Source organism: Streptomyces sp. NPDC056169 (assembly GCF_042268445.1).
Lineage (GTDB): Bacteria > Actinomycetota > Actinomycetes > Streptomycetales > Streptomycetaceae > Streptomyces.
In genome coordinates this window covers 1-16463 of sequence record NZ_JBHJUO010000009.1, presented here as the reverse complement: position 1 = coordinate 16463, position 16463 = coordinate 1, and the positions used below count along the sequence as shown (strand labels likewise).

The window sequence follows — 16463 nt, the reverse complement described above, 5'->3', positions numbered from 1 at the left end:
ACAGCGTGACCGCATGGGTCGTATGGGTGATCAATACCTATCATTGGTCTAAACCATTTCGCTAGGGCGGCCCGCCAGAGTGGCCGAAACGCGCGCCGCGCCTTGTAATGGGGTCCAGGCGGCGGGCACCGGGCCGCAACGGCGGAAGAGGCGGGTGAGGCCGGATGACGACACCTTCGGAGCGCGCGGCGAAGGGCCGGGCGGCCCGCAAGGGCGTTCCCCGCTCCTCCCACGGCCGCTGGATCCCCTCCTCCCAGCGCCCCGACCCGCTGACCGTCCTGGAGCGCCAGTCCGAGGGCCGGCTGCCCGACCTGGCCCCCCTCCGCTACGGCCGCATGGCGGTCTCCCCCTTCGCCTTCCTGCGCGGCGCCGCCGCGGTCATGGCGGCCGACCTCGGCGCCCAGCGCCACACGGGTCTCACCGTCCAGCTCTGCGGCGACGCCCACCTGCTCAACTTCGGGGTGTACGCCTCACCCGAACGGACGCTCCTCTTCGACGTGAACGACTTCGACGAGACGCTCCCCGGGCCCTTCGAGTGGGACGTGAAGCGGCTCGCCGCCAGCGTCGCCGTCGCCGCCCTCCAGAACGGCAGCACGAAGCCCAAGGCCCACCGGGCCGCGCTCGTGGCCGCGGAGGCGTACCGCACGACCATGAGCCGCCTCGCGGAGCTCGGCGAACTCGCCGTCTGGTACCAGCGGGTGGCCGCCGACGACCTGCTTCCCCTCGTCCGCCGCGACGACCGCGCCCGCGTCGCCGGCCGGCTCGCCAAGGCCCGCCGCCGCACCAGCCTCCAGGCCCTCGCCAAGCTCACCGAGACCGACGCGTCCGGTGCGCGGCACATCATCGAGGACCCGCCGCTCCTGGTGCGGACCACGGACGTCGACCGCGTCAGCCTCGGCAAGATCTTCAGTGACTACCGCAGCTCCCTCTCCGAGGAGCGGCGCCTCCTCCTCGACCGGTTCCGCTTCGTCGACGCGGCCCGCAAGGTCGTCGGGGTCGGCAGCGTCGGCACCCGCTGCTTCATCATCCTGCTCGAAGGCCGCGACGACGGCGACCCGCTCATCCTCCAGATCAAGGAGGCCGAACGCTCCGTCCTGGAGCCCTACCTGCCGCCGACGCCCTACGCCCACCAGGGCCGCCGCGTCGTCTGCGGGCAGCGCCTCACCCAGGCCGCCAGCGACATCTTCCTCGGCTGGATGACCGGCCCCGAGCAACGCCACTTCTACTGGCGCCAGTTGCGCGACATGAAGGGCTCGGCCGAGGTGGAGACCATGTCCCCGTCCACCCTCAGGGACTACGCGCGGCTCTGCGGCACGGCCCTGGCCCGCGCCCACGCCCGCTCCGGCGACCGGATGGCCATCGCGGGCTACCTCGGCAGCTCGGACGTCTTCGACCGCGCCGTCGCCGACTTCTCCCTCGCCTACGCGGGCCAGAACGCCGACGACTACGCGGCGCTCGGCGCGGCCATCGCGGCCGGGATGGTGACAGCGGCCCCGGGCGCCTGAACCGTCCGGTACCCGGAACCGCCGCCCGGAACCTCTCTCCGGGCCCGCCGCCCGGAACCGCCGCTTCCTAAGCGTCCCGACGCAGCGGCGGCTCGGCCGGTGTCGCGTGCACCGGCCCGAAGAGCACGGCCTTCGCCACGGCCGGGGCGAAGAGCGACGTCAGCGGGGTGGCCAGGGTGATTGCGCCGCGGAAGGGAGTGTCGACCGCCGGGTCGCCCGCGGCCCGCTCCTCCACCCGGTGCAGGTACCAGCCGAGCACCTTGTCCATCGGTGCCGGGCGCGCCGCGTCCCCGGTGGCGCCCGGCATCTTCTTGTCGGCGCCGGCCGAGATGTCCCAGGCCTGCCGCGAGGCGTCGAGCATCGCGCGCTGCACCCGCCGCGTGGTCGCGGTGCGCTTCGGGTCGGCGAGCGCCCGGCGCAGGGCGACGGCGGACAGCGCGGCGACCGCCATGCCCTGCCCGTAGATGGGGTTGAAGGTGCAGAGGGCGTCACCGGTGGCGAGGAAGCCGGCCGGGCGGCGCCCCGGACGGTCGTACCGGCGCCGGATGTTGGCGGTCTTCCGGAAGCCGTACACCGGGGACACCGGCTCCGCCGCCGCCAGCCAGTCGCTGACCACCGGGTGCGGGAGCCGTTTGGCGTACTCCTCGAACGCCCCCTCCTCCGTGGGCGGTTCGTCACCGCGCAGCCCCGACAGGGTCACCAGGTGCCGCCCGTCGCCGAGGGGAAGGATCACACCGCTGTACGTCTGGGAGGGATTGGGCACGATGAAGTAGCCGAGGGCGTCGGTGTCCGGGGTGCCGGCCGTCGACCGGTACACCCTCGTGCTGTACGCGAGGCCCGTGTCGAGGGTCTCCTCGTGCGGGGCCTCGGCGCCGATGCCCGCCAGCCAGTCCGCCGCCTTCGTGGACCGCCCGGAGGCGTCCACGACCAGATCGGCCTCCAGGACGCGGGGCTCCTTCTCGGTGCCCGCGCCGCGCTCGCGCAGCCGTATGCCGCGTACGCGTGACGAGTCGCCTATCAGGCCAACCGTCTCGTGGCCCTCGATCAGCTCGATGCGCGGGTCGGCGAGCACCCGCTGCCGCACCAGCCACTCCAGCTGCGGGCGCGGGCCCGTCGAGTAGTGGGTGGCCGCCGGCATCCGGCGGAACCAGCGGCCACCCTGCCACTGGACCATGTCCGAGGGCGCGCCCACCCGGGGCGCGCCGAGCTCCCCGAGCTCCGCCATGAACCCCGGAAGGAGCTCGTCCAGGGCGCGCTGCCCGCCCGCGATGAGGACGTGGAGGTGCCGGCCCTGCGGTACGCCCGGCCGGGCCTCGGGGCCCTCCGGGATACGGTCGCGTTCGACGACCGTCACTCTCTCCGCGTGCTCCGCGAGGACCCGTGCGGCCAGAAGGCCGGCCAGACTTCCCCCGATGACCACGGCGTGACGTGTAGCGCGGTGCCCCAAGTCGTCGGCCATACCCGCCCTTTCGTTGCGTGGAGTGACAACTGACCAGTATCCACGGTGGAGCGGGGCGCGGGGCCCGGACGGTCGAGGGACGGGCTCAGCCCTCCGGCCCCAGCTCCGCCAGTGCCGCCGTCAGCCACTCCACCCAGAACCGCTCCAGGTCCACCCCGCCGCGCAGGACGAGATGGCGTAGCCGGTCCGGCTCGGTGCGGCGCCGTTCCGCAGGGAAGTCCCGCCCCTCGATCGCGAGGTACTCCGCCAACTGTTCCCGGTGCAGGGCGAGATGGCGCTCCAGCTCGGCCCGGAGGCCCTCGGCCCCGACGATCGCGGCGGCCCGCATCCGCAGCAGCAGCGCGGACCGCATCGGCTTCGGGTCCTCGGACCTGGCGACCCAGTCGGCCAGCTCCGCCCGGCCCGCGGGCAGCACCTCGTACTCCTTCTTCTGCCCGCGCGCGGGCACCGGAGCGGGCAGGGCGCGGATGTGCCCCGCCTCCTCCAGCCTGCCCAGCTCGCGGTAGATCTGCTGGTGCGTGGCCGACCAGAAGTAGCCGATCGACTTGTCGAAGCGGCGCGTCAGTTCGAGGCCGGAGGACGGCTTTTCGAGCAACGCGGTGAGGATCGCGTGCGGGAGGGACATGCTCGCATCCTAGATTCGGCCGGCCACGCGGGTCGGCAGTCGATGATCACGGAGCGGTGGTCACAGCGCTGTGGTCACCGAGCGCGGACCACAACGCTGTGGTCACCGAGCGCAGGCCAGAGTGCTGTGGTCAGAGCGCGGAGACCACAGCGCTGCAACCCGGCGCGGTGGTCAGAGCGCGGCGGCGAGCCGCGTGCCCTGGTCGATCGCCCGCTTGGCGTCCAGCTCGGCGGCGACGTCCGCGCCGCCGATCAGGTGCGCCGCACGGCCCGCCGCGACCAGCTCCTCGTACAGGTCCCGCCGCGGGTCCTGGCCGGCGCAGAGCACGATCGTGTCGACCGGCAGGAGCTGGGCCTCGCCGTCGATCGTGACGTGCAGGCCCTCGTCGTCGATCCGCTCGTACGACACGCCCGCCACCATGGCGACGCCCCGGTGCTTGAGCTCGGTGCGGTGGATCCACCCGGTCGTCTTGCCGAGGCCCGCGCCGACCTTGGTGCTCTTGCGCTGGAGCAGGTGCACCTGGCGCGGCGGCGCGGTGCGCTCGGGGGCGCGCAGGCCGCCCCGGTTCTCGTACGACGTGTCCACGCCCCACTGGCGGAAGTACGTCTCGGGGTCCTGGCTCGCGCCCTCCCCGCCGTCCGTGAGGAACTCGGCGACGTCGAAGCCGATGCCGCCCGCGCCGATGATCGCCACCCGCTCGCCGACCGGCGCGCCGTCCCGCAGCACGTCCAGGTAGCTGACGACGCTCGGGTGGTCCACGCCCGCGATCGCGGGGGTGCGCGGGGAGACGCCGGTGGCGACGACGACCTCGTCGTACCCGTCGAGGTCGCCCGCCGCGACGCGGGTGTTGAGGCGGACCTCGACGCCGCGCTCGGCGAGCTGCACGCGGAAGTAGCGCAGGGTCTCGTCGAACTCCTCCTTGCCCGGCACGCGCTTGGCGATGTTGAGCTGGCCGCCGATCTCGGCGGCGGCGTCGAAGAGGGTGACGGCGTGGCCGCGCTCGGCCGCCGACACCGCGCAGGCGAGCCCGGCGGGGCCCGCGCCGACCACCGCGACGCGCTTGGCGCGGCGGGTGGGGGAGAGGACGAGCTCGGTCTCGTGGCAGGCGCGCGGATTGACCAGGCAGGAGGTGATCTTCAGGTTGAAGGTGTGGTCCAGGCAGGCCTGGTTGCAGCCGATGCAGGTGTTGATCGTGTCGGCGCGGCCGTCCTGGGCCTTCGCGACGAAGGCGGGGTCGGCGAGGAAGGGGCGGGCCAGCGAGACCAGGTCGGCCCGGCCGTCGGCGAGGATCTCCTCGGCGACCTCCGGGGTGTTGATGCGGTTGCTGGTGACGAGCGGGACGGAGACCGCGCCCATGAGCTTCTTCGTCACCCAGGTGTACGCGCCGCGCGGCACGGAGGTGGCGATGGTGGGGATGCGCGCCTCGTGCCAGCCGATGCCGGTGTTGATGATGGTCGCGCCGGCCGCCTCGATCTCCTTGGCGAGCCGGACGACCTCCTCCAGGGTGGAGCCGCCGGGGACGAGGTCCAGCATGGAGAGGCGGTAGACGAGGATGAAGTCCGGGCCGACCCGCTCGCGGATCCGGCGGACGATCTCCAGCGGGAAGCGGACGCGGTTCTCGTACGAACCGCCCCACCGGTCGGTGCGCCGGTTGGTGGCAGCGGCGATGAACTCGTTGATGAGGTAGCCCTCGGAGCCCATGACCTCGACGCCGTCGTAGCCCGCCTCCTTCGCGAGCTCGGCGCAGCGCGCGTAGTCCTCGACGGTCTGCTCGACCTCGGCGTCGGTCAGCTCGTTCGGTACGAAGGGGCTGATCGGCGCCTGGATCGCGCTGGGCGCGACGAGGGCGGGGTGGTACGCGTACCGGCCGAAGTGCAGGATCTGCATCGCGATCCGGCCGCCCTCGCCGTGCACGGCGTCGGTGATCAGCCGGTGCTCGGCGACCTCCTCGGCGGTGGTGAGCTTGGCCCCGCCGTCCCAGGGGCGGCCGGCCTCGTTGGGCGCGATGCCGCCGGTGACGATGAGGCCGACGCCGCCGCGGGCGCGCTCCGCGTAGAAGGCGGCCATGCGCTCGAAGCCGTGCTCCGTCTCTTCCAGGCCGACGTGCATCGACCCCATGATCACCCGGTTGGGCAGGGTCGTGAACCCGAGGTCGAGCGGGCTCAGCAGATGCGGGTACGGGGTGGGGGTGGGGGTCGCGGTCATGGGGGCGCCTCCTCGCGCAGGATCAGTCGACCTCAGTTCTAGGGGACCCCTCCCCGTTGTGCAACTAGTTGCAGAAGAATCGGGACGTGATGTCTACTACTCAGTAGCAAGCGACGGGGCAGCCGCCCAGGCGTCCAGCTCCTCCGGCGTGCGGGGCTCGGGAGTGCCCGGGGCGAGCAGCCCGTGGGCGCGCAGCAGCCGGGCCACGGACGTGCCCCAGGGCCGCCGCAGCCGCGCCGCGTCGAGCAGGGCGTCGTCCCCGAGGAGCTCGGCGACAGGACCGGTCCGCAGACCGGCGGGGGAGAGCACCGCGGCCTCGTCCGCCCAGCGCAGCGCGAGGTCCACGTCGTGCGTGGCCATCACCACCGTCGTACCGGCCGCGCGCAGCCGCCCGAGGGCGTCGAGGAGCCGCTCCTGACCGTGCGGATCGAGCCCGGCCGTCGGCTCGTCCATGATCAGCACCCGCGGCCGCATCGCCACGGCGCCCGCGATCGCCGCCCGCTTCCGCTGCCCGTACGACAGCAGATGCGTCGGCCGGTCCTCCAGGGCAACGATGTCCAGCGCCTCCAGTGCCTCGCGCACCCGGAGTCGTACCTCCTCCTCCGGCAGCCCCAGGTTCATCGGCCCGAAGGACACGTCCTGGCCGACCGAGGCTGCGAACAGCTGGTCGTCCGGGTCCTGCACCACCAGCTGCACGGTCGTCCGCAGTCGGGTCAGCCCCTTCCGGTCGTACGTCACCTCCGCCCCGTCCAGGAGCAGCGACCCGCTCCCGCGCCGCAGCCCCCCGCTGAGCAGCCGCAGCAGCGTCGTCTTGCCGCTGCCGTTGCGCCCGAGGAGCGCGATCGACCGCCCCTCCGGCACCGCGAAGTCCACACCCGACAGGACCGGCGGCCCGTCCTCGTAGGCGAAACCCGCCTTCACCAACTCCACGACGGGGGGCGTAGGGGTCGTCGGCGGGGCCGTCGGAGACGTCACGGCAGGAACCTTTCGAGTACGAGGGTGAGGGCGACGAGTCCGCAGAGCAGGCCGGCCGCCGCCGCCAGGAACCGGCGGGACACCGCGGCGGCGGGGACCAGGACCCGCAGGGTCCCGTCGTAGCCGCGTCCGGCGAGCCCCGACTGCAGACGCTGCGCCCGGTCGAAGGCGCGCACGAACGAGGTGGCGCCGAGCCCGGCGAGCGAGCGCCAGGTCGCCGCCCGGGTGGTGTGCCCGAGCCGGGCCGCCTGCGCCTGGCGGATCTTCGACAGCGAGTCGAGGAGCAGGAAGATGATCCGGTACATCACGAGCGCCACGTCCACCACGGGAGCCGGCACCCCTGCCCGGACCAGCCGGGGGAGCACGTCGGAGACGGGCGTCGTGAACGCGAAGAGCAGCACGCCCAGCGAGGCCGAAGCGGTCCGCAGCAGCAGCTCGCCCGCGTGGACGGGCCCGCCGGGCGCGAGGGCGACGAACCCCCGCGCCCCACCCACCTCGAAGAGGAGCGGCACCGCGCCCGTGACGCAGAACCCGAGCGGCACACGGAACGCCCGCCACAGCTGGCGGCCCGCCACGCCGGCCGGTCCGAGCAGGACCGCGAGCGTGGCCGCCGCGACGAGCACCGCGCCCGGCCACGGCGGCAGACACACCGCGCAGAGTGTGAGCCCGAAGCCGAGCAGGGCCTTCTCGGCGGGATGGCGGCGGCGCCAGCGACTGCTGTGCGCCGCCGCGTCGATCGGCAGCATGGGCGGCTACGCGCCCTTGCCTTCGACGGCGCCGGAGCCGGAGCCGGCCGCCGATACGGCTGCAGCCTCCCCGGGCGCCGCCGCCTCCCCGGGTGCTGCCGACTCCCCGGGCCGCGCCTCCACTCCTGCCTCCGCAGGCTGTGCCGCCGTTCCCTCGGTCTGCGCCGCCAGGGCGCGGGCCTCGCCCTGCCGGCGACCGCGCCGTACGCCGAAGTAGTACGCGAGGACACCGGCGCCGAGCGCGGCCTGGAGGGCGAACAGCGCCGACTCGATCTCCCCGGACGGCGGTTCGTACAGGGGGCTGAACCACGGTTCGTACTCCGGCTGGAGCTCCGTGATCGCGGTCTCCGCCTCCGCGTCCGCCCCGGTGAACGGCTCCTCCTTGTGGTCGCCGAGCCCCAGCGCGAGCGGCAGCACCGCGAGCGCGGCGACGACGAGCAGCAGCAGCGCGTTGATCTTCGTGTTCCGGCTCATGGTGACGCTCATCGCGCGGTCGCCTCCTCGGGTCGTTCGGCGCCGGGCCTGCCCAGCACGCCCAGCCGGGTCAACTCGCCCTTGCTGGACTGCGTGAGCAGCCGCATCACGAGCACGGTGAGCAGGCCCTCGCTCACCGCGAGCGGAATCTGCGTCACGGCGAAGATGGAACCGAACTTGGCCAGGGCGCCCAGCACGCCGCTGCCCTGGTCGGGGAAGGCCAGCGCGAGCTGCACGCTCGTGACGCAGTACGTCGACAGATCGGCGACGAACGCGCCGAAGAAGACGGCGACCATCAGCGGCGCGCCGAACCGGCGCACCAGCAGATAGGTCCCGTACCCCGCCCAGGGCCCGACGATCGCCATCGAGAAGGCGTTGGCGCCCAGCGTGGTGAGCCCGCCGTGGGCGAGCAGCAAGGCCTGGAAGAGCAGAGTGATCGTCCCGAGGACCGCCATGATCGGCGGCCGGAAGAGGATCGCGCCCAGGCCCGTACCCGTCGGATGCGAGCAACTGCCCGTCACGGAAGGGAGCTTGAGCGCGGACAGGACGAACGTGAAGGCGCCGGCGGCGCCGAGCAGCAGGGTGGACTCGGGGTTGGACCGCACCTCGCGGGTGAGCGCGCGGACCCCGTGGACGATGAACGGAGCGGCCGCGACGCCCCAGGCGGCGGCGTGAGCGGGGGGCAGATACCCCTCGGCTATATGCATGGTCGGGAGACCCTCTCCAGCACCTCGTGGATGGACAACGCACCCTGGCCGGTCTCCTGGCTGACGGTCATACGTCCCGACTCCGCCTTCCCACGCCGCGGCGGTCGCCCGCAGCGGTGCAGTGGCTTGCCCGGGGGCGTCTCCCTCGGGTGTGGAGCCGGAACTCCCGATCACAGTGGCGAGGGCCGCACCGGTACTTCACCGGTTTCCCGTACACCAAGGCCCTGCGACACTAGTGCGTTGATCAGGTGCATCACAACGCGAAGGGGTACGGACCGATGGGGAATGTCCGACAGACGGTCAGTTCCGGCTCACCGCTCGAACCGCAGATCGGGTTCTCCCGGGCCGTGCGCAAGGGCGCGCACGTGGCGGTCGCGGGGACGGCGCCCATCGGGGACGACGGGGCCACCGTCGCGCCCGGCGACGTGTACGGGCAGACCGTCAGGTGTCTGGATATCGCCGAGGCGGCGCTGAAGGCCGCGGGGGCGTCGGCGGAGGACGTCGTGCGGACGCGGATCATGCTCACCGACGTGACCCGCTGGAAGGAGGCCGCGCGCGCCCACGGCGAGCGGTTCGCGGAGGTGCGGCCGGTCACGACCTTCGTCGAGGTCTCGCGTTTCATCGACCCCGAATGGCTCGTCGAGATCGAGGTCGACGCCGTGCTCGACGCCGACCTCGACGCCGACCTCGACGCCGACCTCGACTCCAGCTTCGACGCCGGCCCCGACCTCGACTGACGTCCAGGAGGGTGACGCCCGGGAGGGCCGGCCGCTGGGACTACTGCGGCTTCGTCGCGATCTGGATGAGGTTGCCGCAGGTGTCGTCGAAGACGGCGGTGGTGACGGGGCCCATCTCCAGGGGCTCCTGGGTGAAGCGGACGCCGAGGCCGGTCAGGCGCTCGTACTCCGCCCGCACGTCGTCGACCGCGAACTGGGCCAGCGGGATGCCGTCCTGGACGAGCGTGTCGCGGTAGGGCTTGACGGCCGGGTGGCCGGCGGGCTCCAGGAGGAGTTCGGTGCCGGCGGGCTCGTCGGGCGAGACGACCGTCAGCCACCGGTCCGTCTCGCCCAGCGGGACGTCGTGCTTCTTCACGAAGCCGAGGATCTCGGTGTAGAAACGCTCGGCCTTGGCCTGGTCGTCGACGAAGACGCTGGTCAGATGGATCTTCATGGGGTGCTCTTCTCCGGTCCTGGGGTGTCGGGCACGGGCCACCGCTCGGTGATGTGCCGCAGGGGGGCCGTGTTCAGGTCGTGGAACTTGTAGCGGCCCTCCCGCCTGGTCTCGACGAGCCCGGCGGCCTCCAGCACCGTCAGGTGCTGGGAGACCCCCTGGCGCGAGATGCCGAGCTGATGCTTCATGCTCAGCCGCGAGCAGATCTCGAACAGTGTCTGTCCGGACTTCTCCGCGAGCTCGTCGAGGATCGTGCGGCGGGTGGGGTCGGCCAGGGCTTTGAAAAGGTCGTCGGCCACCACCCCAGGATAGGCAACTGTTCACTTGCCTATCAAGTCGACCCGGCCGAGACCCCCCTCACCGCTTGCGATAGGCGTACGCCTCCGAGGCCGCCGCGGCCACCGCGTCGAGATCCCCGCCCGCACTCGCCGTCACCAGGGCCGCGACCGCGCCCTCGACGAACGGCGCGTCGACCAGCCGGGCACGCTCCGGCAGCTCGTCGCCCTCGTCGAGCAGCGCCTTCACGGTCAGGACCGCGCTGCCCAGGTCGACCAGGAGCGCCACCCCGGCGCCGCCGTCGACGGCCTTCGCCGCCTCGCAGATCAGCTCGGCGCTCGTCCCCAGGCCGCCGTCGGGGAGCCCGCCCGCCGGCTGGATCGGCGTGGTCGCGCCGCCGCCCGCGAGGCCCTGCGCCAGTGCCGCCACCGAGGCCGCCACATCCGCGCTGTGCGAGACCAGCACGATGCCGACCGGCGCCGCCGCCGCGCTCATGCCGCCCCCTCCGACCGGGCCGTCCCGGCGAGCTCCGCGAAGAGCAGCGCCGACGATGTCGCCCCCGGATCCTGGTGCCCGATCGACCGCTCGCCGAGATAGCTGGCCCTCCCCTTGCGGGCCTGGAGGGGTACGGTCGCGAGGGCGCCCTCCTCGGCCGCCGCGCGCGCCGCCGCGAACGAGCTCCGCAGCCCCTCCACGGCCGGGACGAGCGCGTCCAGCATCGTCTTGTCCCCCACCTGCGCGCCGCCCAGCTGGGACACGGCGGCCACACCGACGCCGAACGCCTCCGCCAGCTGCTCCCTGCCGACGCGCTCGTCCTCGCCCAGCGCCTTGCCCGTACGGCGCAGCAGCGTCCCGTACAGCGGCCCCGAGGCCCCGCCCACCGTGGAGATCAGCTGCCGTCCGGCGGCGACGAGCACCGCGCCGGGCGTCGCGGGCGGCTCCTTCGCCAGCAGCTCCGCCACGGCCGTGAACCCGCGCTTCAGATTGACACCGTGGTCGGCGTCGCCGATCGCCGAGTCCAGTTCGGTGAGCCGATCGGCCTCACGGTCCACGGCCCCGGCCACGGCCTCCAGCCACCGCACCAGAAACTCCGCACCGAACGTCTCACTCATACCGTCTCCCACTCCCACTCCCATTCCCTCGCCCTACCCGCTCCCACCCGTCCCGTCACCGGCCCCAGCGGAGCGCGGGCGTCTGCACCGGCGCGTCCCACAGGCGCAGCAGCTCCTCGTCCACCTGGCAGAGGGTCACCGAGCAGCCGGCCATGTCGAGCGAGGTCACGTAGTTCCCGACGAGCGTCCGGGCCACCGGGATGTGGCGCTCGGCCAGTACCCGCTGCACCTCGGCGTTGAATCCGTACAGTTCGAGCAGCGGCGTCCCGCCCATCCCGTTGACCAGCGCGAGCACCGGCCCGGACGGTCGCAGGTCCTCGACGACCGCGTCGACGGCGTAGTCCGCGATCTCCCGCGAGGTCATCATGGGGCGCCGCTCACGCCCCGGCTCGCCGTGGATGCCGACGCCCAACTCTAGCTCGCCGTCGGGGAGATCGAAGGTGGGGCTGCCCTTGCCAGGGGTGGTGCACGCGCTCAGTGCGACCCCGAAGGACCGCGAGCGCTCGTCGACCCGGCGGGCGATCGCCTCCACCCGCTCCAGCGGAGCGCCCTCCTCGGCGGCGGCCCCCGCGATCTTCTCCACGAACAGCGTGCCCCCGGTCCCGCGCCGGCCCGCCGTGTACAGACTGTCCGTCACCGCCACGTCGTCGTCGACCAGGACCTTCGCGACCTGGATGCCCTCGTCCTCGGCGAGCTCCGCCGCCATCTCGAAGTTGAGCACGTCGCCGGTGTAGTTCTTGACGACGAACAGCACCCCGGCACCGCTGTCGACGGCCGCCGCGGCCCGCACCATCTGATCGGGCACGGGCGACGTGAAGACCTCCCCGGGGCACGCCGCCGCGAGCATCCCCGGCCCCACGAACCCTCCGTGCAACGGCTCGTGCCCGGAGCCGCCCCCGGACACCAGCGCGACCTTCCCGGCCACGGGCGCGTCCCGCCGCAGGACGATCCGCCGCTCCACGTCCACGGTCAGCTCGGGATGGGCGGCGGCCATCCCCCGCAGCGCGTCCGCGACGACCGTCTCCGGAACGTTGATCAACATCCTCACGGATACCTCCTGGTGAGATTGGCAGGCAAGCTGCTGAACGGGGTCTTTGCAGGTCAGAGCCAGTGAGACGAGTTGTGGATCTTGGCTGTTCATGACCTGGAAGGGCGGCCCCGCGCGGTACTGATGCTGAGTTCATGCTGACTTTTCTGACGATAGATCAGTCCAAGATCGGGCAGGCAGGCTTTGCATATGCGCAGCATGGTGAAATTGACGACGCTCGACCGTGCGCAGGCAGGCACAGGTGTGGAAGTGGTCAGGGGGGTGTCGGCGTTCAGCGACGCGGTTGGGCGGAGGGGTACTCGCCGAGGGCGGGAGTCGGCCCGGGCGAGATGACTCCGCTACGGGCGTGGACGGCGAGACCACATTCAAGTCCAAGATCTGACCATTTGGCGTCGCTGCAGGGGCTGATCACCTTGCGCGCCCGGGTCCCCGACGGCGGCGCCATGCTCGTCCTCCACCTCCACGAACGCCACCCCGAGCCCGCCGCCCGCCACGGCGCCTCGGTGGAGCGGCTGAGCGCCGGGGAACTGGACGCCGAGGTCGAGGACCTGAAGCGGCGGTCGGACGCCGACGGGCCGGACGGCGAGTAGAGCGGTGCGGCCGACGCCCGGGGTGGGCGTCGCCCGCTTCTCTTGCTTTCGGGCTACTGCCAGGCGCAGTGGACGTGGTTGCCCTCGTCCAGGGCTTCCGTCGCGCCGTACGCACGGCAGGCGCTGACGAAGGTGGCGTTGCTGACGGACATGTTGTCCGCGTCGAACGCGATGCCCTTGCAGTGGTTCGAGTTCGACGAGTGGTCGCCGCCCGCGATCTCGGTGACCAGGAAGGTGTAGCCCCGCTCCGTGGCCAGCTTCAGCATGCCGTTGAGCATGGCCGTGGAGAGCCAGACCTCGCGCTCGCCGACGTCGCTGTAGTTGCTGGCTGGGTCTGGGCCGCTTCGGCCGCGTTGCCGGTGCTGCCGCTCTGTACCGTGGCGACCAGCTTGGGCCAGGTCAGCGGGCCCACCGAGCCGTCGGCCGTGAGCCCGTTGGCGCTCTGGAACGCCGAGACCTTCGCCTCGGTCGCGGGACCGAACCGGCCGTCGGCCGCGGTCGCGTACCCGCGGTGGTTGAGCAGGTGCTGGATCGTCGTCACCTGGGCCCCGCTGTCGCCGTTGGCGATGACGGGCCAGGTGGCGGCCGAGGCGGTGTTCGGCCCGAGCAGGACGGCCACCATCGCGGCGATGACCGCGGCGACCAGCGCCGGGCAGCGTCTGCGCCTGTCCCTCCTTCGCGTGCTGCGCCGGCCCGCGTCAGCGGTAGCGGACGTGCAGGTGGTTGTCGTGGTTCGGGTACTGCGTGGTCAGACCCTCGGAGATCAGCGTCGGGTCGTTGAAGTAGATGACGTCGATGTGCCCGGGGGCCGCCGCGCGGATCGCCTGCACGAGCTGGCGGGTCGCCGCCCGGTCGTAGGTGCCGGACTGCCAGGTGATCCGGCCCGCCGAGCACTGCGCAGAATCGGTGCGGATCGGCCAGATGTCGATGTCGAGCCCGACCTCGTGGCTGGCGTGGCCCGGGATGTCGCCGCCGTGCTCGAAGCCCGCGTCGCCCATCGGCACCTTGCCCTGGCCGGTCGAGGCGAACGACGCGGCTGCGGCCTCCAGCTGGCCGACGGCCGCGGCGGTGGCCCAGTTCGCGGTCGCGTTGCCGTCCGGGTTCTGGTCGCAGATGTTGGTGAAGTTCACCAGCTCGTAGTGCCAGACCAGGTTGCGCCAGGTGTCGGGGCCGACGACTCCGTCGGCGGACAGGCCCGCGTGGCTCTGGAAGGTCTTCACCGCGGTGACGGTAGCCGGGCCGAAGTCGCCGTCGACCGTCAGGCCCGCCGAACGCTTGGCGTTGAGCAGGTACTGCAGGGCCTTCACGGCCGATCCGTTGTCGCCCTGGCGCACCGTGGCGACGAGCTTGCCCCAGGTGTTCGGGCCGACGATGCCGTCCGCCGTCAGGCCCTGGGAGCTCTGGAAGGCCTTGACTGCGGTCGCCGTGCCGGAGCCGAAGACCCCGTCGGCGGCCACGGACTGGCCGTGCGCGCCCAGCAGGTACTGGAGGGCGACGACGTCGCTGCCTCGGTTGCCCGAGCTCTGCAGGTGGTACGCCGCTCCCGCGAACGCCTGGGCCGGGGTGCCCGTCTGGACGAACAGGGCCGTGGTCAGGGCGAGGAACAGGGCGATCCGGGCGCTCTTCTTGCGCAGACCGGACGATCGGAGCATGGTGTGATCCCTCTCGTGTCGAATCATGTCGGGCTCGGTTGCGATGGGTTACGGGGACGGGGACGGGGGCGGGGTGCGGGGACGGGCGCGGGTCGCGGGTCACGTGCGCGGGGTGTGCCTGGCGCGTTCCCGTGGACGTCCTCGTGACGGTGCTCAGGGGACCGGGTGCCCGAAGGTCAGGCCGTGCCGGTGCTCCAGTTCCCGGATGCGCGGCAGCAGGCCGCGTTCCAGCGCGCGGAGTTCGTCGCGGTGCGCCGCCTCGAAGGCGGTGCGGCGGGCGGTGCGCAGGGGTTCCCGGACAGCCTCCACCGGGGCCATGCAGGCGGCGTAGGCCGCCCCGAGGCCCCGGTCGGCGCGGGCGGCCTCCGCCCCGTCCTCGATGCCCTGGACGGTGCGGTCGACGAGGGCGAAGAAGCCGTCCTCGTCCTTGACCTCGACGCCGTACCGCGTGAGGCAGCCGGGCAGGGTCCGCAGGGCCTCGCGGGCCCGCGGGTCGTCCCGGACCGCTGAGACCTCCGGCCACCACAGCGACTGGAGCGGCGAGTACAGGTCCTTGAACTCCTTGGCCGCGGCGCGGCCCTCCGTCTCGCAGCGCTGCTGCGCGGCCCGGTCCGTCCGGCCCGCCGCCCGGCCGCTCGGGGAGGCCGACGGCAGGGCGGGCACGCTCATCGTGAGGCCGTGCCGCCCGATGAAGCCCAGGTCGGGCAGGTCGGACCAGCCGATGTACGCGGGGGGCGGCACCTCGGGGGGCCGCACGCCCGCCCGCTCCGCGCACTCCTGGAGCCGGACGTGGCCCACCAGTTGGGCGAAGCCGTCGAGCCCCTGGGTCAGCCTGCTGTCCGTACCGGTCGCGGGCAGCACCATCGCCGTCAGGTCCCGCTCCGCCGGCAGGCCCCGCGCCACCGTCGGCGGCCGTACGGGGCCCGACGCCGTGGGGAGGGACGCCGCGGAGAGGCCGGGCGCGGCGCCCCCGCAGCCCGTCAGGGCGGCCGCCGCGATGACGGCGCCCAAGACCGCCGCGGTGATCGGCCTCTTCTTCACAGCGTCTCGTGCCTCTCGGTTGTCCGGGCGCCGCGGGGCACCATGCCGGTGGCCCCGCGGCGTACTGCCGATCCGCCGGGGAGCGGGTCAGTGGGTGATCTGGACCGTGTCGCCGCCGTCGAGCAGGCTGGAGACGCTGAACTGGGTGCCGGCGGAGAGGCCGGTGATGAGCCAGTAGGTCGAGTCGTTGACGCTGTGGTAGCCGTCGGACGCCTGGACGTACCGCTTCGAGCCGGTCACCCAGCCGGACGACTTCTTGTAACGGCCGGCGTAGTGGTCGTAGGTGCGGCTGCCGGCGTTGTACGAGTAGGTCAGGTTCAGGTCACCGCAGCCACTGGAAGCCTTGGTGACGATGGTGCCCTGCGACTCGTACTCACCGGTGGTGAGGGTGGTGACCGTGCACGCCTGGGCCGAGGCGGACGCCGCCGGGGCGAGCGCCACGCAGGTGGCGGCGAGACCGGCGAGGGCGAGGGCGCCTGCGGTGAGGGTGGTGCTGCGGATGCGACGCATGTCGTGACTCCTGTGTTCGGATGGGTGGTGCGCGAGGGGCCTGTTCCGGCCGCTGCCGTTTGCGGCCCAGCGGAATCCTGACCATGCCGACCGGCGAATGCGTAGGTCCCATCGCCCACTCGGGACACTCCCGGGACGCGCGCCCACCGGGACGCACGGGAGGGGACGCGAGGGGACGGGACAGGAACAGGGAAGGGACGGGGAGGGACGGGAACAGGGAAGGGACCGGGAGGGACGGGCAGCGGGAGGCCAGGGGCCCGGGGTACGGGAGAGGGGGGGGGGGGGGGGGGCCCCCCCCCCCCCCCCCCCCCCCCCCCCGCACACCCCCACCCCCCCCCCCCCCCCCCCCCCCCCCCCCCCCCCCCCCC

General features: G+C 73.0%; 20 protein-coding genes and 1 riboswitch. Of the genes, 3 read left to right on the top strand and 17 right to left on the bottom strand.

What is annotated here, in order from left to right; genetic code table 11:
• The first annotated feature begins 164 nt into the window (after positions 1-164).
• On the top strand, positions 165-1505 hold the full coding sequence (locus ACFC0G_RS16110; RefSeq protein ID WP_376403419.1) for a DUF2252 domain-containing protein: 1341 nt from the start codon (positions 165-167) through the stop codon (positions 1503-1505).
• 67 nt (positions 1506-1572) lie between these two features.
• Here the strand turns inward: ACFC0G_RS16110 and ACFC0G_RS16105 are convergent, their stop codons facing one another.
• The 7 genes from ACFC0G_RS16105 to ACFC0G_RS16075 all read right to left on the bottom strand — a co-directional run bounded on the left by ACFC0G_RS16105 (position 1573) and on the right by ACFC0G_RS16075 (position 8696).
• Positions 1573-2964, bottom strand: coding sequence for an FAD-dependent oxidoreductase (locus tag ACFC0G_RS16105; RefSeq protein ID WP_376403416.1), 1392 nt, complete (start codon positions 2962-2964; stop codon positions 1573-1575).
• Positions 2965-3049: 85 nt separating this feature from the next.
• Positions 3050-3589, bottom strand: a complete 540-nt coding sequence (locus tag ACFC0G_RS16100) for a PadR family transcriptional regulator (RefSeq protein ID WP_376403413.1) — start codon at positions 3587-3589, stop codon at positions 3050-3052.
• A 171-nt stretch (positions 3590-3760) separates the two neighbouring features.
• Positions 3761-5794, bottom strand: coding sequence for an FAD-dependent oxidoreductase (locus tag ACFC0G_RS16095; RefSeq protein ID WP_376403410.1), 2034 nt, complete (start codon positions 5792-5794; stop codon positions 3761-3763).
• 96 nt (positions 5795-5890) lie between these two features.
• Positions 5891-6769 carry an ATP-binding cassette domain-containing protein gene (locus ACFC0G_RS16090; RefSeq protein ID WP_376403406.1) on the bottom strand — a complete coding sequence of 293 codons (879 nt, stop codon included), beginning with the start codon at positions 6767-6769 and terminating at the stop codon, positions 5891-5893.
• Positions 6766-7515, bottom strand: coding sequence for a cobalt ECF transporter T component CbiQ (gene cbiQ / locus ACFC0G_RS16085; RefSeq protein ID WP_376403403.1), 750 nt, complete (start codon positions 7513-7515; stop codon positions 6766-6768). Before cbiQ ends, ACFC0G_RS16090 begins: the two co-directional genes overlap by 4 nt.
• 6 nt (positions 7516-7521) lie before the next feature.
• On the bottom strand, positions 7522-7989 hold the full coding sequence (locus ACFC0G_RS16080; protein WP_376403918.1) for an energy-coupling factor ABC transporter substrate-binding protein: 468 nt from the start codon (positions 7987-7989) through the stop codon (positions 7522-7524).
• A gap of 8 nt (positions 7990-7997) precedes the next feature.
• Positions 7998-8696, bottom strand: a complete 699-nt coding sequence (locus ACFC0G_RS16075) for an energy-coupling factor ABC transporter permease (protein ID WP_376403400.1) — start codon at positions 8694-8696, stop codon at positions 7998-8000.
• Between the two features lie 28 nt (positions 8697-8724).
• Positions 8725-8932: riboswitch (cobalamin riboswitch) on the bottom strand.
• A 42-nt stretch (positions 8933-8974) separates the two neighbouring features.
• Here ACFC0G_RS16075 and ACFC0G_RS16070 point away from each other — a divergent pair.
• Complete coding sequence (locus ACFC0G_RS16070; protein WP_376403397.1) at positions 8975-9433, top strand: RidA family protein; 459 nt, start codon at positions 8975-8977, stop codon at positions 9431-9433.
• Positions 9434-9473: 40 nt separating this feature from the next.
• On the opposite strand, the gene ACFC0G_RS16065 is transcribed toward ACFC0G_RS16070, so the two are convergent.
• The 5 genes from ACFC0G_RS16065 to dhaK are packed head-to-tail and all read right to left on the bottom strand — an operon-like array spanning position 9474 to position 12302.
• The gene (locus ACFC0G_RS16065; RefSeq protein ID WP_376403395.1) at positions 9474-9866 is read right to left on the bottom strand and encodes a VOC family protein; all 393 of its coding nucleotides are present in this window, start codon (positions 9864-9866) and stop codon (positions 9474-9476) included.
• Entirely contained in the window at positions 9863-10165 is a 303-nt protein-coding gene (locus tag ACFC0G_RS16060; RefSeq protein WP_376403392.1) for an ArsR/SmtB family transcription factor, read from the bottom strand. The genes ACFC0G_RS16065 and ACFC0G_RS16060 overlap by 4 nt, the downstream gene beginning before the upstream one ends.
• Positions 10166-10223: 58 nt before the next feature.
• On the bottom strand, positions 10224-10637 hold the full coding sequence (locus ACFC0G_RS16055; protein ID WP_376403389.1) for a PTS-dependent dihydroxyacetone kinase phosphotransferase subunit DhaM: 414 nt from the start codon (positions 10635-10637) through the stop codon (positions 10224-10226).
• Positions 10634-11254: a dihydroxyacetone kinase subunit DhaL gene (gene dhaL / locus ACFC0G_RS16050; protein WP_376403386.1), complete on the bottom strand. Its 621-nt coding sequence runs from the start codon at positions 11252-11254 to the stop codon at positions 10634-10636. Before dhaL ends, ACFC0G_RS16055 begins: the two co-directional genes overlap by 4 nt.
• Positions 11255-11309: 55 nt before the next feature.
• On the bottom strand, positions 11310-12302 hold the full coding sequence (gene dhaK, locus ACFC0G_RS16045) for a dihydroxyacetone kinase subunit DhaK (RefSeq protein ID WP_376403383.1): 993 nt from the start codon (positions 12300-12302) through the stop codon (positions 11310-11312).
• Positions 12303-12688: 386 nt separating this feature from the next.
• Between dhaK and ACFC0G_RS16040 the strand changes: the two genes are divergently transcribed.
• Positions 12689-12892 (top strand): hypothetical protein, encoded by a 204-nt coding sequence (locus tag ACFC0G_RS16040; protein ID WP_376403380.1) that lies wholly within the window; start codon positions 12689-12691, stop codon positions 12890-12892.
• 53 nt (positions 12893-12945) lie between these two features.
• Here ACFC0G_RS16040 and ACFC0G_RS16035 read toward each other — a convergent pair whose 3' ends face one another.
• From ACFC0G_RS16035 to ACFC0G_RS16015, 5 genes are all read right to left on the bottom strand, one after another.
• Positions 12946-13158: a hypothetical protein gene (locus tag ACFC0G_RS16035; RefSeq protein WP_376403378.1), complete on the bottom strand. Its 213-nt coding sequence runs from the start codon at positions 13156-13158 to the stop codon at positions 12946-12948.
• Entirely contained in the window at positions 13152-13514 is a 363-nt protein-coding gene (locus ACFC0G_RS16030; protein WP_376403375.1) for a peptidoglycan-binding protein, read from the bottom strand. The genes ACFC0G_RS16035 and ACFC0G_RS16030 overlap by 7 nt, the downstream gene beginning before the upstream one ends.
• Before the next feature lie 76 nt (positions 13515-13590).
• Positions 13591-14544 carry a penicillin-insensitive murein endopeptidase gene (locus ACFC0G_RS16025; RefSeq protein WP_376403372.1) on the bottom strand — a complete coding sequence of 318 codons (954 nt, stop codon included), beginning with the start codon at positions 14542-14544 and terminating at the stop codon, positions 13591-13593.
• Between the two features lie 153 nt (positions 14545-14697).
• On the bottom strand, positions 14698-15585 hold the full coding sequence (locus tag ACFC0G_RS16020; protein ID WP_376403369.1) for a hypothetical protein: 888 nt from the start codon (positions 15583-15585) through the stop codon (positions 14698-14700).
• A gap of 87 nt (positions 15586-15672) precedes the next feature.
• On the bottom strand, positions 15673-16095 hold the full coding sequence (locus tag ACFC0G_RS16015) for a hypothetical protein (protein WP_376403366.1): 423 nt from the start codon (positions 16093-16095) through the stop codon (positions 15673-15675).
• Positions 16096-16463: the final 368 nt, after the last annotated feature.

Coding starts and splice junctions, on each gene's coding strand:
- ACFC0G_RS16015 (WP_376403366.1), bottom strand. CDS start 16,095: ATGCGTCGCATCCGCAGCACCACCCTCACCGCAGGCGCCCTCGCCCTC.
- dhaL (WP_376403386.1), bottom strand. CDS start 11,254: ATGAGTGAGACGTTCGGTGCGGAGTTTCTGGTGCGGTGGCTGGAGGCC.
- ACFC0G_RS16070 (WP_376403397.1), top strand. CDS start 8,975: ATGGGGAATGTCCGACAGACGGTCAGTTCCGGCTCACCGCTCGAACCG.
- ACFC0G_RS16110 (WP_376403419.1), top strand. CDS start 165: ATGACGACACCTTCGGAGCGCGCGGCGAAGGGCCGGGCGGCCCGCAAG.
- ACFC0G_RS16030 (WP_376403375.1), bottom strand. CDS start 13,514: ATGGTGGCCGTCCTGCTCGGGCCGAACACCGCCTCGGCCGCCACCTGG.
- ACFC0G_RS16065 (WP_376403395.1), bottom strand. CDS start 9,866: ATGAAGATCCATCTGACCAGCGTCTTCGTCGACGACCAGGCCAAGGCC.
- ACFC0G_RS16035 (WP_376403378.1), bottom strand. CDS start 13,158: ATGCTGAAGCTGGCCACGGAGCGGGGCTACACCTTCCTGGTCACCGAG.
- ACFC0G_RS16080 (WP_376403918.1), bottom strand. CDS start 7,989: ATGAGCCGGAACACGAAGATCAACGCGCTGCTGCTGCTCGTCGTCGCC.
- ACFC0G_RS16055 (WP_376403389.1), bottom strand. CDS start 10,637: ATGAGCGCGGCGGCGGCGCCGGTCGGCATCGTGCTGGTCTCGCACAGC.
- ACFC0G_RS16025 (WP_376403372.1), bottom strand. CDS start 14,544: ATGCTCCGATCGTCCGGTCTGCGCAAGAAGAGCGCCCGGATCGCCCTG.
- ACFC0G_RS16095 (WP_376403410.1), bottom strand. CDS start 5,794: ATGACCGCGACCCCCACCCCCACCCCGTACCCGCATCTGCTGAGCCCG.
- ACFC0G_RS16075 (WP_376403400.1), bottom strand. CDS start 8,696: ATGCATATAGCCGAGGGGTATCTGCCCCCCGCTCACGCCGCCGCCTGG.
- cbiQ (WP_376403403.1), bottom strand. CDS start 7,515: ATGCTGCCGATCGACGCGGCGGCGCACAGCAGTCGCTGGCGCCGCCGC.
- ACFC0G_RS16105 (WP_376403416.1), bottom strand. CDS start 2,964: ATGGCCGACGACTTGGGGCACCGCGCTACACGTCACGCCGTGGTCATC.
- ACFC0G_RS16100 (WP_376403413.1), bottom strand. CDS start 3,589: ATGTCCCTCCCGCACGCGATCCTCACCGCGTTGCTCGAAAAGCCGTCC.